This is a genomic window from Lentzea sp. NPDC037011, assembly GCF_055607425.1.
The window spans coordinates 735,590-750,117 of sequence record NZ_JBVJRT010000003.1 but is presented as its reverse complement, the minus strand read 5'-3'; the positions used below and the strand labels follow the sequence as shown (position 1 = coordinate 750,117).

The 14,528-nt window shown below is 72.1% G+C and carries 12 protein-coding genes; 8 read left to right on the top strand and 4 right to left on the bottom strand.

The window, feature by feature from the left end; all coding sequences use genetic code 11:
• The 3 genes from ACZ7CH_RS11835 to ACZ7CH_RS11825 all read right to left on the bottom strand — a co-directional run bounded on the left by ACZ7CH_RS11835 (position 1) and on the right by ACZ7CH_RS11825 (position 2,372).
• The gene (locus tag ACZ7CH_RS11835; RefSeq protein WP_470373812.1) at positions 1-825 is read right to left on the bottom strand and encodes an aminoglycoside phosphotransferase family protein; all 825 of its coding nucleotides are present in this window, start codon (positions 823-825) and stop codon (positions 1-3) included.
• Positions 826-841: 16 nt separating this feature from the next.
• Positions 842-1,042 carry a hypothetical protein gene (locus ACZ7CH_RS11830; RefSeq protein WP_470373811.1) on the bottom strand — a complete coding sequence of 67 codons (201 nt, stop codon included), beginning with the start codon at positions 1,040-1,042 and terminating at the stop codon, positions 842-844.
• 166 nt (positions 1,043-1,208) lie between these two features.
• Entirely contained in the window at positions 1,209-2,372 is a 1,164-nt protein-coding gene (locus ACZ7CH_RS11825; RefSeq protein WP_470373810.1) for an LLM class flavin-dependent oxidoreductase, read from the bottom strand.
• 398 nt (positions 2,373-2,770) lie between these two features.
• On the opposite strand from ACZ7CH_RS11825, the gene ACZ7CH_RS11820 reads away from it, so the two are divergent.
• Positions 2,771-3,460: a response regulator transcription factor gene (locus ACZ7CH_RS11820; protein ID WP_470373809.1), complete on the top strand. Its 690-nt coding sequence runs from the start codon at positions 2,771-2,773 to the stop codon at positions 3,458-3,460.
• Positions 3,457-4,710, top strand: a complete 1,254-nt coding sequence (locus tag ACZ7CH_RS11815; RefSeq protein WP_470373808.1) for a sensor histidine kinase — start codon at positions 3,457-3,459, stop codon at positions 4,708-4,710. Before ACZ7CH_RS11820 ends, ACZ7CH_RS11815 begins: the two co-directional genes overlap by 4 nt.
• Here ACZ7CH_RS11815 and ACZ7CH_RS11810 read toward each other — a convergent pair.
• Entirely contained in the window at positions 4,637-6,187 is a 1,551-nt protein-coding gene (locus ACZ7CH_RS11810) for an aromatic amino acid ammonia-lyase (RefSeq protein ID WP_458432004.1), read from the bottom strand. The two genes, ACZ7CH_RS11815 and ACZ7CH_RS11810, sit on opposite strands and share 74 nt — an antisense overlap.
• 63 nt (positions 6,188-6,250) lie before the next feature.
• Between ACZ7CH_RS11810 and ACZ7CH_RS11805 the strand changes: the two genes are divergently transcribed.
• From ACZ7CH_RS11805 to ACZ7CH_RS11780, 6 genes are read left to right on the top strand one after another with little or no spacing between them, the layout of a single operon-like run.
• Positions 6,251-7,795, top strand: a complete 1,545-nt coding sequence (locus ACZ7CH_RS11805; RefSeq protein ID WP_470373807.1) for an NAD(P)-binding domain-containing protein — start codon at positions 6,251-6,253, stop codon at positions 7,793-7,795.
• Positions 7,782-9,176, top strand: coding sequence for a class I adenylate-forming enzyme family protein (locus tag ACZ7CH_RS11800; protein WP_470373806.1), 1,395 nt, complete (start codon positions 7,782-7,784; stop codon positions 9,174-9,176). Before ACZ7CH_RS11805 ends, ACZ7CH_RS11800 begins: the two co-directional genes overlap by 14 nt.
• An 11-nt stretch (positions 9,177-9,187) precedes the next feature.
• On the top strand, positions 9,188-10,732 hold the full coding sequence (locus ACZ7CH_RS11795) for an NAD(P)-binding domain-containing protein (protein ID WP_360388721.1): 1,545 nt from the start codon (positions 9,188-9,190) through the stop codon (positions 10,730-10,732).
• Entirely contained in the window at positions 10,729-11,724 is a 996-nt protein-coding gene (locus ACZ7CH_RS11790) for an alpha-hydroxy acid oxidase (RefSeq protein WP_360388724.1), read from the top strand. The genes ACZ7CH_RS11795 and ACZ7CH_RS11790 overlap by 4 nt, the downstream gene beginning before the upstream one ends.
• Positions 11,718-13,013 (top strand): cytochrome P450, encoded by a 1,296-nt coding sequence (locus tag ACZ7CH_RS11785; RefSeq protein WP_360388727.1) that lies wholly within the window; start codon positions 11,718-11,720, stop codon positions 13,011-13,013. Before ACZ7CH_RS11790 ends, ACZ7CH_RS11785 begins: the two co-directional genes overlap by 7 nt.
• Positions 13,014-13,029: 16 nt before the next feature.
• Positions 13,030-14,319, top strand: coding sequence for a cation:proton antiporter (locus tag ACZ7CH_RS11780; protein ID WP_458432001.1), 1,290 nt, complete (start codon positions 13,030-13,032; stop codon positions 14,317-14,319).
• Positions 14,320-14,528 lie beyond the last annotated feature (209 nt).

The window sequence follows — 14,528 nt, the reverse complement described above, 5'->3', positions numbered from 1 at the left end:
CTAGTGCAGCAACTGCACGAGCTCGTCGACGACCGGTTCGGGACCGCCGTTCGCGACGTGGGCGACGACGGAGAACGGGGCGAACGTGCGCGCCCAGGCGAACAGCCGGTCGCCGTCGAGCCCGCAGGCACCCGCGACCGCAGCGCACCGGGCAGTGACGCCCTCCCGGCCGGCGCCGGCGAGCACGAGGTCGACGGCGTCGAAGCAGGGATCTCCCAGGCACGCCTTGGGATCGACCGCCACGAGGCCGCGTGCGGGACCGCCGTCGAGGGCGTTGCCGGGGTGCAGGTCGCCGTGCAGCACCACGGTCGTGCCGGTCGTGTCGAGCAGGCGCGCGCACTGCTGCATCGCCCGCGCCCACTCCATCGGCCCGATGCGCGCGGCCACGACGGGGTCGTGCAGCCGGCGCCCGATGCGGGCGAAGGCCTCCTCGCACCGCGCCCGCAGCGTGCCGAGCGGGTGTGCGGGCGGCTCGGTGGCGTGCAGCCCCGCCAGCAGGTCCGCCCACAGCGCGGGCAGCGCGTAGGCGGGCAGATCCTCCGCGAGCGTGCCGGGGAGCACCTCCTCCAGCACGAGGGCACCGGCCTCCTCGTCGGCCGCCAGCACGGCGGGCACCTTGCCCGACGGGGCGAACAGGGCGAGGGCGGCGGCCTGGGCGGCGATCAGCGAGCGGTCCTCGCTGACCTTGAGCACGGCGGGTGTGCCGTCGGACCAGCGGCAGCGCACGACGGTGGCCGACGAGCCGCCGTCGAACGGGGGGCCGAGGGTGAGGTTCCAGCGGGTGGCGAGGTGGGCGGTCGTGCGGTCCAGGTCCACCTTGATCACCTTGCCGCCTTCCCGGTCAGGGCCGGGTGAAGGCGCGCAGGAAGGTGTCCAGCAGCTCCTCGCGGCCCTCGACCGCCACCTGCCCGGACCGCGCGGCGCGGACGACGGCGCGGTAGGAGGGCAGCTCGTCCTCGGCGATCAGGGCGGTGGGCCTGCTCCAAGGCCCATGACAGCCTGAGCCGTCTCCTCTGCCTCTGATGGCATCTGCAAGTACCACCAACTCAACATCAACAAGCACTTTTCTACTACCAACAGCGCCTCCACCCGCCCGAAGGACTCAGGACTGGTTCGGCGAGTGGCGAACAGGTTGGTGGTAGTCAGCGGCGATTTGATCATGTGTTGGTGGTGCTTGCAGATGCCATGGGCGACAGCAGGGGCGGCGGTCAGCCCCGGTCGAACTCCGGGATCAGCTCCCCCACCAACCGGATGCTGGTCATCACCTCGTCCGCCCCGATCGGCCCGATCTGCTGCAGGCACATCAACCGGTCGATCCCGAGGTCGGCGTACGCGCGCAGCTTCTTGCGGCACGTGTCCGGGCTGCCCACGATGAGCGACTGCTGCGCGGAGAGCACCTCGAACAGCTCGTCGTCGGGCACGTCCTCGCCCTGGAGGATCCGGCCGATCACGAGCTGCGCGTCGGTGGGAGCGGCGTCGGCCTCGGCGCGCAGGAACTCGCCGGTGAGGCCGGTGCCGCCGGCGGCGAGGATGTCCTGGTGGCGTTGCATGGTGGCGGCGAACTCGGCGGCGGCGTTGAAGAAGCGCAGCGCGGTGACGGTGTACCAGGCGGCGGCCGCGGCGGCGCCGTTGCGCATGGCCTGCTCGTCGGTTTCGGCGCAGTGCACGAAGGTGAAGTAGGCGACCTGGTTGTTGACGAACTCGCCGACGGGTGCGGTGCACTGCGCGGCGGCGGCGCGGTAGAGGTCGATCATGCGGGCCACCCGGTCGAGTGACTCCCAGATGGTGGTGCCGAGCACGCCCACACCGCGGCGGCCGGCCTCCTCGAACGACGTCGGGGACGCGGCGGCCTGCCACAGCGGCGGGTGCGGGCGCTGCAGGGGCTTGGGGACGATCGAGACGTCGGAGATGTCGTAGTGCTCACCGGTGTGCGAGAAGCGGTCGGTGGTCCACATCTTCGGGATCATCTCGAACGCCTCCGCGGTCTGCGTGCGGGCGTCGGCGGGCTCGATGCCGAACAGGTTCCACTCGGGGATCGTTGACCGGGTCAGGCCGAGCTCGACACGGCCACCGCTGAGGTGGTCGAGGGTGGCGGCGCGTTCGGCGACGCGGATCGGGTGGTTGAACCGGCCCGGCGCGAGGACGGCGGCGTGGCCGAGGCGCATGCGGGAGGTCTGCTGGGACAGCGCGGCGAGCATCAGCTCGGGAGCCGACGAGAGGCTGAACTCGCCGGCGCCGTGGTGCTCCACCTGCCACCAGCAGCCGTAGCCGAGCTCGTCGGCGAGACGGGCCTGGTCGAGGGCCTGGCGGAAGCGGAACTGCTCGGGAGCGGCACCGGGGTTCTGGATCTCGTTGAACAGGTCGATCTTCATCGGCACACCTCACGTCGCGCGGACACCACGGCTGATGTCTCCCCCGGCGGCCAGGTCGTTACCGTCCCGATGCACATTCGCGCGAACGGACGGGTGCCGGTCAGCCCACCGGTGGGTTCACGTTCTGGTTCGCGTTTTCGAAAACCATTGGACGTCAACACGAATCGAGACGAAAGGACCGGGAAAACCGGCATCACCGTTGACCGTCCACCCACGAGCGCAGGTCACGCCGCTGCCGCCGTTCACCGTGAATATGCCGGTGAACACAGTTCGCAGAAGCGGGCACGGGCGCTCACGTGGTCGAATGCCCGCGCCGCCGCGATCGGTCGCGGAGATCGACAGCTCGGCACCGGGTCGGTGATCTGTCCGTCTCCCCCGCTGCGTGCGATTCTGGCGAAATGCGGGGGAACTCCAGGTCCTGGCAGGCACATCCGTTCCGGCTGCTGCTCGTCGAGGACGACCGGGAGCTGGCCGAGCTGCTCGCCGCCGTGCTGCGCGGTGAAGGGTACTCCGTGGACATCGCGCGGGACGGGCATCGGGGGCTGCACCTCGCGCTCACCCAGGCCTACGACGTGGTGGTCGTCGACCGCGGGCTGCCCGTGATCGACGGGCTGGACCTGGTGGTGCGGATGCGGTCCCGGTCCGTGCGCACGCCGGCGCTGGTGCTGACCGCGATGGGCGGGGTGGACGACCGGATCGACGGGCTCGACGCCGGTGCGGACGACTACCTGGTGAAGCCGTTCGACCTGGGCGAGCTGAGCGCGCGGCTGCGGGCGCTGTGCCGGCGGGCGGTGGAGCTGGCCGCCGTGCTGCGGATCGGGTCCGGTCAGCTCGACCTGCAGCAGCACGAGGTGGTGCTGCCCGACGGGGAACGGGTGCCGCTGACCACCAGGGAGTTCGCGCTGCTGCGGGCGCTCGCGAGCCACCCGGAGACGGTGCACACGCGGGCGGCGTTGCGCCGCACGGTTTTCCAGGACGCCCCCTCACCCTCCATTGTGGACACCTACGTGCACTACCTGCGCAGCAAGGTCGGGCGCTCGGTCGTCCGAACGGTCCAGGGCGTCGGCTACCGGTTGGGGGCCCTGTGAGGGCGTGGGCCGAGGCGGAGCGCGCGGAGCTGAGGCGGGCGCGGTTGCGGATCAGCCTGCTGGTGGGCGTGGCGATCTCGCTGATGATCGCGTTCGTCGGCGGCATCGCGTACGTCGTCATGGAGCAGGGCCAGAAGTCGCTGGTGGCCAGGGAACTGCGGTACAACGCCGAGTTCGGCGTGCCCGGCACCGCACCGCGGTGCGCCTGGGTGTTCACGCTGCGCGGCGGTGAGCTCGACCTCGGCGTGCTCGACGTGCCGAGCGGCTTCCCGCTGCACGACGACCTGGCGGCGGTGCGGGCGTCCGGCGCACCGGTCGAACGCGCGGTCGCCGCCAACGGCACCGAGTACCTCGTGCTCACCCGGTCCGGCCGCGACGGCGCGGCGGTGCAAGCGGTGTTCGACACCCGGTACCAGCTCGCCGACCGGCGACACCTGTTGCAGGCGCTGGGGATCGCGCAGCTGGCCGGTCTCGTCGCCGCGGCGCTGGTCGGCCTGGGCGTGAGCCGCCGGACGGTCGCGCCGCTGGCCGAGGCGCTGGCGCGGCAACGGCGGTTCGTCACCGACGCGAGCCACGAGCTGCGCACGCCGATCGCGCGGGCGTACACGCGGGCGCAGGTGCTCGTCCGGCTGGCCGCGGCGCACGACCTGCCCGACGACCACCGCGACAGCCTCGGCAAGCTGGCCGAGTCGATCCGCGGTCTCGGCGACGTGGTCGACGACCTGCTGCTGTCGGCGCGGCTGCGCCGTGAGCTCGACGGACGGCAGGTGGACCTCGCCGCCGTGGCGGACGCGGCGGTGGCCGGCGAGGGCGACCGCGCCGCGGAACGGCGGATCAGGCTCGCGGTCGACCGCCCCGCCGAGCCGGTGGTCGTGACCGGTGTGGAGACGGCGTTGCGCCGGGCCGTGGACGAGCTGCTGGCCAACGCGGTGCGGCACACGCCGGAGGGCGGGCGGATCGACGTGCGGGTCGGGTCGGGTGCCGGGTACGCCGTGGTGGAGGTCGCCGACACCGGCGAGGGGTTCGCCCCCGCCGACGCGGACCGGATCTTCGAGCGGTTCCGGCACGGCGCGGGCGAGCAGCGGTTCGGCGTGGGGCTCGCGCTGGTGCGGGAGATCGTCACGAGCCACGGCGGCGCGGTCGAGGCCGCCGGGAACCCGGGACGGGGTGCACGGTTCACACTGTTCCTCCCGATGGCGGGTGCGTCTCCGCGCTCGGTCCCGCCGCGGGTCGCGACCGCGTGCCCGTGACGAGGTCGGCGGCCACCCGCACGTCCTCGTCCAGCGGGCGGTCCGGGTCGACCGGCTCGACCGCCCCGGCCAGCGCGTCCAGCAGGTCGGCGCAGCCGGGCGCCGTCGGCCGCCGCCCGCCCACGTGCACCGCCTGCCGCAACCCCAGTGCCAGCGACCCGCACAGCAACCGCAGCAGCTCCGCGAGGTCGTAAGCGCGCAGCGCGGCCTGCGTCCCGAACGGCACCACGTCTTGGTTGTGCAAGTTCGTCGGCAGGCTCTGAGTGGACGCGGGCACGGTGCCGCGCCGCATCTCCGCGACGAACGCGGTGGTCGCCAGCTGCACGCCCTGCAACCCGTGCTGCTGACCGGGTCCCGCCGCGAGCATCGGAGGCAGGCCGGTGTTGCGCACGGGGTCGACGAGCAGGTCGAGCTGGCGTTCCGCGAGGTTGCCCAGCGACGTCGTCACCATGGCGAGCACGTCACCGGCGAACGCGGCCGGCTGGCCGAAGAAGTTGCCGCCGTGCGCCACGAGGTCGTCGTCCGGGAAGAACAGCGGGTTGTCGCTCACCCCGGCCAGGTCCGAGCGGACCACGCCGTCCACGTACCGCAGGGCGTCCTCGCACGCGCCCAGCAGCTGCGGTGAGCAGCGCAGGCTGTACGGCTCCTGCAACGGGCGGTCGCCGCTGGGCCGGATGCCGTCCAGCAGAGCACGCATGCGCGTGGCAACAACCCGAGCGCCGTCGTGTCCGTAGGCGTCGATCAGCCGCGGGTTCACGAAACCGGGGTCGGCACCGAGGACGTCCGCGAGCAGACAGGTCAGGTCCTGCACGGCGATGTGCGACGCGCGCACGGACGACAACGCGAGCGAGAGCGCGGCAGTGGTGACCGAGGTGCCGTTCACCAACGCCAGCGCATCGCGTCCGTCCAACGACAACGGCGTCAGCCCGGCCTCGGCCAGCGCCTCGGCCGCGGGCACCCGCACGCCGTCCAGGTAGGCGAACCCCCTGCCGCGCAACGCCTGCGCCGCGTACGCCAACGGGATCAGGTCCCCGCTGGCACCGACCGACCCGTAGCGCGGCACGGCGGGCACGAAGGACGTGCCGAACATCGCGGCGAGCCCGTCCACCACGTGCGCCGAGACACCGGACAGGCCCTGCGCCAGCGACCAGGTCCGCACCAGCAGGGCCGCGCGCACGACGTCCGGCGGGAGGTCGGGACCCTGGCCCGCACCGAGGTGCGCCAGGGTGTTGTCGCACTGGTCCGCCTCGGACGCACGACCGGCGAAGCCCACGAGAGCACCGAAACCGGTCTTGGCGCCGTAGACGGGGCGTTCGTCGTCGGCCAGGACCCCGCGCAGGTGGTCGCGGCCGCGGTGCAGGCGCTGCGCGACGGTCGGCCCGACGAGCACCTCCACGGGTGCGGCCGCGCGGAGGAGGTGCTCGCCGGTCAGCGGCGAGGCGAGGTCCACGGTGGTGCGGGAAGCGGTCGTGGTCACGGCGTCGAAGGTAGGGAGTCGATCTCAGAGAGTTCTGAGATCGCGTGGGTAGCTTCCTCGGCCATGGCGCACGACTACCTGATCATCGGGGCCGGACCGGCCGGGTTGCAGCTCGCGGCACTGCTGGAGCGCGACGGTCGCGACTACGCCGTCCTCGAACGCGGCAACAGGGCGGGCGCGTTCTTCACCCGCTACCCGCGGCACCGCAAGCTCATCTCCATCAACAAGGTCCACTCGGGGTACGCGGACCCGGAGCAGCGGATGCGGATGGACTGGAACTCGCTGCTGCTCGACGATCCGGACCTGCTGTTCACCCGGTACAGCCCCCGGTACTTCCCCGCGGCCGACGACATGGTCCGCTACCTCGAAGACGTCGCCACCGGCCTGCGTGTGCACTATGACGTCGAGGTCGCCCGGATCGCCAAGCAGGGCAACGCGTTCGTCGTCACCGACCACAGCGGACGGACGTGGCAGGCCGCGCACCTGGTCGTGGCCACCGGTGTGTCGCAGCTGCACGTGCCGGACATCCCCGGCATCGAGCACGTCGAGCGCTACGACACCTTCGACACCGACCCGGAGGGGTTCACCGGCCAGCGGGTGCTGGTGATCGGCAAGGGCAACTCCGGGTTCGAGACCGCCGACGCGCTCGTCGAGCACGCCGCCGTCATCCACGTCGCCGGGCCGCACTCGGTGAAGCTGGCCTGGCAGACGCACTACGTCGGGCACCTGCGGGCGGTGAACAACAACTTCCTCGACACCTACCAGCTCAAGTCGGAGAACGCCGTCCTCGACGGCACGATCGAGCAGATCGACCGCAGGCCGGAAGGCGGTTTCCGGATCCGGTTCCGGTACGCGCGCACGCAGGAGCAGCTGCGTGAGCTGGACTACGACCGGATCATCGCCTGCACCGGGTTCCGGTTCGACAGCTCGATCTTCGCCGGCAGCGCACGGCCGCGGCTGGTGGTCGACGACCGGTTCCCGGAGCTCACCTCGGCGTTCGAGTCGACCACCGTGCCCGGCCTGTACTTCGCCGGCACCATCACGCAGTCGCGCGACTTCAAGAAGTCGACCAGCGGGTTCATCCACGGCTTCCGCTACGGCGCCCGCGCACTGCACCGCATCCTCTCCGCCCGCAACCACGGCACGCCGTGGCCGGGGCGGGAGGTCGACGCCTCTCCGGAGTCGATCAGCGACGCGCTCATCGCCCGGCTGAACCGCTCGTCGTGCCTGTGGCAGCAGTTCGCGGTGATCGGCGACGTCGTCACGGTCGACGGTGGCACGGCGCGGTACGAGGAGGAGGTGCCGGTCGCCTACGTCCACGACGGCGGTCTCGACGCGGCCGAGCACCGGTTCGTCGCGACGCTGGATTACGGCCCGCACCACGACACCGTCGACCCGTTCGACATCGACGTCCCCCGCGTCGCCGAGAACGACGCCGCGCACGCCGCCGACGCGAGCTACCTGCACCCGGTGGTCCGCTACCACCGCAACGGCGAGCTGGCCGCGACCCACCACCTGGCGGAGAACCTGGAGAACCACTGGGACCTGCCGGGCGTGCACCAGCAGCCGCTGGCCGTGTTCGTGAAGGAATGCCTTGCCGGCGCGTGAGGCCAGGCCGTTCCCGCGGGCGGTGCTCGACGTGCTCGCCGTCGCCGCGGACCGGCCGGTCTTCGAGCACGGCACCCGCGTGGTGACCGGCGACGAGCTGCTGGACCTCACCGCGCGGATCGCGCACGGACTGCGCTCCCGCGGCATCGGTCCCGGTGACGGGCTGGCGCTGCTGCTCGGCGTCACCCCGGAGGCGTTCGCCACGATCCTCGCCGGGCACGCGGTGGGCGCGCGGGTCGTGGGCGTGCGGCCGGGCCTGACCGACGCCCAGGTCCGGCACCTGCTCGGCCTCGACATCGCGCTCGTCCTCGAAGACGCCGACGTGGACGCGTTGCGGCGGCACGGGAGCGCCGAGCTCACCTGCGCCGGCCGCCCGGACGACGTCGCCCGGCTCATCCACACCAGCGGCAGCACGGGTGCGCCCAAGGCCTGTGCCCAGACCTACGCCGCGATGACCCGCGCGTGGACCGCACGGCCCGAGGCGTGGCCACCGGCGATCCGCGACCTGGCCGGCCGCCTCGACCGCTACCTCGTGTTCGGGTCGCTGTCGAGCCAGGTCATGTTCGAGTACACGGTCCTCACGCTCACCGCGGGCGGCACGGTCGTCGTCGCCGACACCCCCGCGCCGGTCGAGTCGATCACCCGCCACCGCGCCACCGCGCGGGTGATCACCGTGCCCGGACTGGCGAAGCTGGTGCGCGGCCAGCGCGAGCGGCCCGCTGACCTGTCGGCGTTGCGCGCGCTGCTCGTCTCCGGGTCACCGCTGACGGCCGAACGCCACCGCGAGGCACTGGAGGTCCTGGGACCGGTGCTGTTCCACGGCTACGGCCAGACCGAGACCGGCATGATCTCGATGGCCACGCCCGCCGACCCGCCCGGCACGGTCGGCCGGCCACCGGTCGACGTCGAGGTCCGCGACGGCGAGCTGTTCGTGCGGACACCCGGCCAGGCCGGCTCCTACTGGGCGAACCCGGCCGAGTCGGCCGAGGTGTTCGTCGACGGCTGGGTCCGCACCCGCGACCTCGGCCACCTCGACGCCGATGGCTTCCTGCACCTCACCGGGCGGGCCCGCGACGTCGTGATCGTCAACGCCAACCTGCACCACATCGGCCCCATAGAACAGGTGCTCGCCGAACACCCGGACGTCGCCGAGGCCTACGTGGTCGCCGTGCCGGACGAGGACACCGGCGAGGCCGTGCACGCGTTCGTCGTCCCCCGCGCCGACCGCGTGCCCGCCCTCGCCGAGCTGCGGCACCTGGTGACCGAACGGCTGGGCGCCGCCTGCGCTCCGGTGCGGGTCACCGCCATCGCCGAACCCCCCGTCGCCCCGAGCGGCAAACCCGACAAGCGCCGGTTGGTCGAACCGGTCGGCACCGCGTGAAGGAGAAACCCTTGTCCAGCGAGGTTTCCACCGACTGTCTCGTCATCGGCGCCGGTCCTGCCGGGCTGCAGGCGTCCGCCCTGCTCAAGCAGGCGGGACGCGACCACCTGGTGCTCGAGTCCGGTGCGGCGGCCGGGACGTTCTTCACCCGCTTCCCGCGCCACCGGATGCTGATCTCCATCAACAAGGTGCACACCGGCTGGGACGACCCAGAGCTGAACCTGCGCACCGACTGGAACTCGCTGCTCACCGACGACCCGGACCTGCTGTTCACCGCCTACACCCCGCGCTACTTCCCCGGTGCCGACGACATGGTCCGCTACCTCGGCGACTTCGCCGTGAAGAACGACCTGCCGATCCGCTACGACACCACGGTCGTCTCGGTGACCCGGCCGGACGACTTCGTGGTGCACGACCAGCACGGCGGCACGTACCGGGCGAAGCGGCTCATCGTCGCCACCGGCGTCTCGAAGCAGTACGTCCCCGACATCGAGGGCGTCGAGCACGCAGAGCCCTACTACGACGTGTCGGTGGACCCGGCCGACTTCACCGGCAAGAAGGTCCTCATCATCGGGCGCGGCAACTCGGCGTTCGAGACCGCGGACAACCTGGTCGAGACCGCTGCGGTCATCCACGTCGCCGGCCCCGGTTCGCTGAAGCTCGCCTGGCAGACGCACTTCGTCGGCCACCTGCGGGCGGTGAACAACAACTTCCTCGACACCTACCAGCTCAAGTCGCAGAACGCGGTGCTGGACGGGCACATCGCGGGCATCCGGCGCGACGGCGACGACTACTGGGTGAAGGTCAGCTTCCAGCGGGTGAACGAGGTGGTGAAGGAGATCCGGTACGACCGGGTGATCCTCGCGACCGGGTTCCGGTTCGACGCCTCGATCTTCGCGCCGGAGTGCCGCCCGCAGCTCACGATCAAGGACCGCTTCCCCGACCAGACCGCGGCGTGGGAGTCGGTGAACGTGCCCGACCTGTTCTTCGCCGGCACGATCACGCAGGCCAGGGACTTCAAGAAGTCCACAAGCGGGTTCATCCACGGCTTCCGCTACGGCGTGCGCGCGTTGCACCGCATCATCGAGCACCGCTACCACGGCGTGGACTGGCCCAGCCGGGAGATCGCGGCCGACGGCGTGACCGACGCGATCATCGAGCGGGTCAACCGGACCTCGGCGCTGTGGCAGCTGTTCGCGTTCATGTCCGACGTCGTGCTGTTCGGCGCCGACGGCACGGTGCGCTACGTCGAGGAGGTGCCGGTCGCGCACCTGCACGAGGCGGTGGCCCGCGGCGAGTTCGGCGACGTGGAGTCGTACCTGGTGGTGACGCTGGAGTACGGCGCAGACCACGACAAGGTCAACCCGTTCGACATCTCCGCAGGCCGCACCTCGCAGGACGACACCAGCGGGCTCGACGGCCGCTACCTGCACCCGGTCGTGCGCCGATTCCGCGCCGGCGAGCTGGTCGACGAGCACCACCTCACCGAGAACCTCGAGAACGAGTGGGACAGCGAGACGGTGCACAGGGCGCCGCTGCGGGAGTACCTGCGGTGAACCCGGTGCTCGCGGAGCTGCACGACAAGGCACGCGCGGTGCTCGACCCCGTCCACTACGACTTCTTCGCGGGCGGGGTCGGGGACGAGGTCGTGCTCGCGGAGAACGAGGCCGCGTTCGCCCGGCGCGCCCTGCTGCCCAGGGTGCTGCGGGGCGGCGCGGTGCGCACCGGTTTCCCGGTGGTGGTAGCGCCGACGGCGTTCCACCGGCTCGCCCACCCCGACGGCGAGCTGGCGACGGCGCGTGCCGCCGGGGAGGCGGTGCTGGTGTCCAGCATGGCCTCGACGGTGCCGATCGCCGAGGTCGTGGCGGCGGCGAGCGGGCCGGTGTGGTTCCAGCTCTACCTCCAGCCCACCCCCGGTGTGACCGAGGCGCTGGTGGAACGGGCGGAACGGGCCGGCTGCGCCGCGCTGGTCGTCACCGTCGACTCGCCGGTGTTCGGCCGGCACCGCAGGGACATCGCGCACGGGTTCCACGACCTGCCACCGGGGCTGGCGGCGGAGAACATGCGCGACCTCGCCGGTGCCACCGGTCTGCGCGACATCGAGATGGCGGCGTTCACGTGGGAGGACGTCGACCGGCTGCGTGCGCGGACCTCGCTCCCGGTGTGGTTGAAGGGGGTTCTGCACCCGGCGGACGCGGTGCTCGCGGTGGAGCACGGGGTGGCGGGGATCTTCGTGTCCAACCACGGCGGCCGTCAGCTCGACGTCGTGCCGGCGGCGCTGGACGCGTTGCCCGCGGTGGTCGAGGCGGTCGCCGGGCGGGTGCCCGTGGTGCTCGACGGTGGAGTGCGCGGCGGCGGGGACATCGCGGTGGCGCTGGCGCTCGGAGCGTCCGCGGTCGGCATCGGCCGGCCGGTGCTGTGGGGGCTCGCCGCCGACGGCGAAGCAGGGGTGCGGCGGGTGCTCGACGTGCTGCGCGACGAGTACCTGCACGTGCTGGCGCTGTGCGGGGGCGAGCTGAGCGGCGACATGGTGGTGACCCGGTGCTGAGGTGGTTGCCGGGGCGGGTGGTCGCGTTGCGCGCCAAGGTGTTCGAGAAGGTCAACGGCGACAACGCCATCACGTTCCCGAACGACGTGGTGGGCCCCGACCGGTTCCAGGAGCTCTACGGCCACCCCGCCGTGAACGGCCGCAGCAGGGGCGCCGGGTTGTCGGACCTGTTCTGGTACTGGCTCTCCCCCGGTCCCGAGGTGCACCAGGAACACCTGGAGGACGGGCCGCGCTACGACGACGTGGCCCGCGTGACGCGGACGTTCCTCGCCGGGCCGAGCGCCGATCTCGCGGACCTCGCCACCCGCTGCACGGCGAAGGTCCTCGGCGAGGTGCTGACCGGACCGGTCACGCACGTGCGGTTGCGCGACCTGATGATGCCGGTGTGGGCCGAGTACTTCTACGAGCTGGTGTTCGGCGAACCCTGCCCTCGGTACGCGCGTGACCTGGTCGTCGAGCACGCCGACGACGTCGTGAGCGCGTTGAAGTGCACGGGGCTGCGCCACCCCGCCCGCCGGGAGCGGCTGAGCCGGTACCTGCGGGTGCGGCTCGCGGACGTCCGCCACCCGCTGCCGGAGACGTTGTCGGAGACCGAGCAGGTGCACTACCTGCAGGGCACCTACTTCAACACCGCGGTCGTGCAGATGTCCGAGGCGATGGCGCACCTCCTGCTCGCACTGGCCCAGCACCCCGAGGCGGCCCGGCGGGCGGACGACGACCGGTACTTCGGCCACGTGCTGGACGAGACGTTCCGGCTCTACCCGCTGTTCGGCATCGCCCACCGCATCACGACCGCCGACGTCGTGCTCGACGAGCACACGTCGTTCCCCGCCGGTTCGGTGCTGTGCTTCGACTACCCCGCCTACCACGCCACCGGCTACGACGACCCGCACGCGTTCGACCCGTCCCGCTGGGAGCGCACCAACGCCCGCCGCGAGCACCACATCCCGTTCGGCGTCGCCGCCAACCGGCCGTGCCCGGCGTGGCGGCTCTCCCCCATCGCGATGCGCGCGGCCGCCAGGGAGGTCCTGCGGCAGGTCACCCCGCATTCGCCGGTGGCGCACACCCGCTCGTTGCCCAGCCGCGGCCCGTGCCTGCTCGTCCGCACCGGCCCGGTGCCACGGCGGCGGCTCGCCCTGATGCGCGTGCGCGACCGCTGGGGTGACGTCTGGCGCAGCGTCGTCCAGCTCGTGCTCGGCACCGTGATGGTGGTGCACGCCCGCCGGCTGCGGCTGGCGGGGCGCTACTTCGAGACGAACGACCCGCAGGGTTGCCCGGTCCGCCACTGACCCCAGGAGATCCCCGGTGAACCAGATCCACTTCGCGTTGCAGGTCTTCGCAGCGCTCGCCGTCGTGCTGGTCGCGACCACGGTGTGCGGGCGGCTGGCCATGCTGGTCAAGCAACCCAGGGTCGTCGGCGAGATGGTCGCGGGCGTGCTGCTCGGACCGGCGCTGCTCGGTGCCGTCGCCCCCGGTCTGCAGGCCCAGCTGTTCCCGGCCGACGTGAAGAGCACGCTGTACGTGCTGAGCACGATCGGGCTGACGTTCTACATGTTCCTGGTCGGGTCCTCTTTGGACCACGGCCTGACCACGGGTGCCAACGCGCGCAGGGCGTCGGTGCTCGCGGTGTCGGGCATCGTGCCGACGTTCCTGCTCGGCGCGGGCGCGGCGATGCTGTTCTTCGACTCCCTCAGCCCGCAGGGGTCGAGCCTGTGGGTGTTCATGCTGTTCGTCGGTGGCGCGCTGTCGATCACCGCGTTCCCGATGCTGGCGCGCATCCTGCAGGAGCGCGGCATCGCGAACACCCCGATCGGCGGCCTGACCCTGGTGGCCGCGGCGATCGACGACGCGGTGGCGTGGGCGTTCCTCGCGCTGATCATCGCGGTCGGCGCGTCGGGCAGCCCCGGCGGTGCGCTGCGCACGATCATCGGCGCGGCGGTGTTCGCGGTCGTCATGCTCACGATCGGCCGCAGGTGGCTCGCGAAGCTGGGCGAGCAGACCGAGCGCACCGGCGAGCTCAGCCGCGACGCCATGGCGGTCATCCTGCTGGTCGTGCTGGTGGCCGGCTGGTTCACCGACTTCATCGGGGTGTTCTCGGTGTTCGGCGGGTTCATCACCGGGCTCGCGATGCCCAAGTCGCCGGTGTTGCGCCGGGAGCTGGAGACGAAGCTGACCGACCTGAACTCGATCCTGCTGCTGCCGGTGTTCTTCGCGTTCAGCGGTCTCAACACCCAGGTGTCCGGGTTCGGGTCGGGTGGGGCGCTGTGGTGGCAGCTCGCCGTGGTCATGCTGGCCGCTTTTGTCGGCAAGTACCTCGGCTGCGGGCTGGTCGTGCGGGCGCAGGGCTACTCGTGGCGCTACGCCTCCGCGGTGGGCGGCCTGATGAACGCGCGCGGGCTGATGATCCTGATCTTCATCAACATCGGCCTGGCCTACAACCTGGTGACGCCGGAGATGTTCGCGATCCTGGTGGCGGTCGCCATCCTGACGACCGCCGCCGCGATGCCGATCTACCGCGCCTCGCTGCCCGCGGGCATGGACCTGCAACCGGAGGTGGAGCCCGCCCCCAGGACGCCGGCGCGGCCGGCTGCCTGACCACCGCCGCCGGATCGGGCATCGCCGCGCTCTTCCGCGCCACCTCCCCGGCGACCTCCCGCGTGGCGGGGTCGTCGAGGAGGTGGCGCGCCCGTTCGGTGATCACGGCCGCGGACAGCGCGTCGCCGTTGACGAACTGGTCGGCGCCCTGCGGCAGCACCAGCTGGGGCAGGCCCGCCGCGAGCGCGCCGAGCACGGTGCTGGTGCCG

Excerpts from the sequence above, each read along its gene's own strand:
- ACZ7CH_RS11820 (WP_470373809.1), top strand. The coding sequence starts at position 2,771 with ATGCGGGGGAACTCCAGGTCCTGGCAGGCACATCCGTTCCGGCTGCTG.
- ACZ7CH_RS11825 (WP_470373810.1), bottom strand. The coding sequence starts at position 2,372 with ATGAAGATCGACCTGTTCAACGAGATCCAGAACCCCGGTGCCGCTCCC.
- ACZ7CH_RS11805 (WP_470373807.1), top strand. The coding sequence starts at position 6,251 with ATGGCGCACGACTACCTGATCATCGGGGCCGGACCGGCCGGGTTGCAG.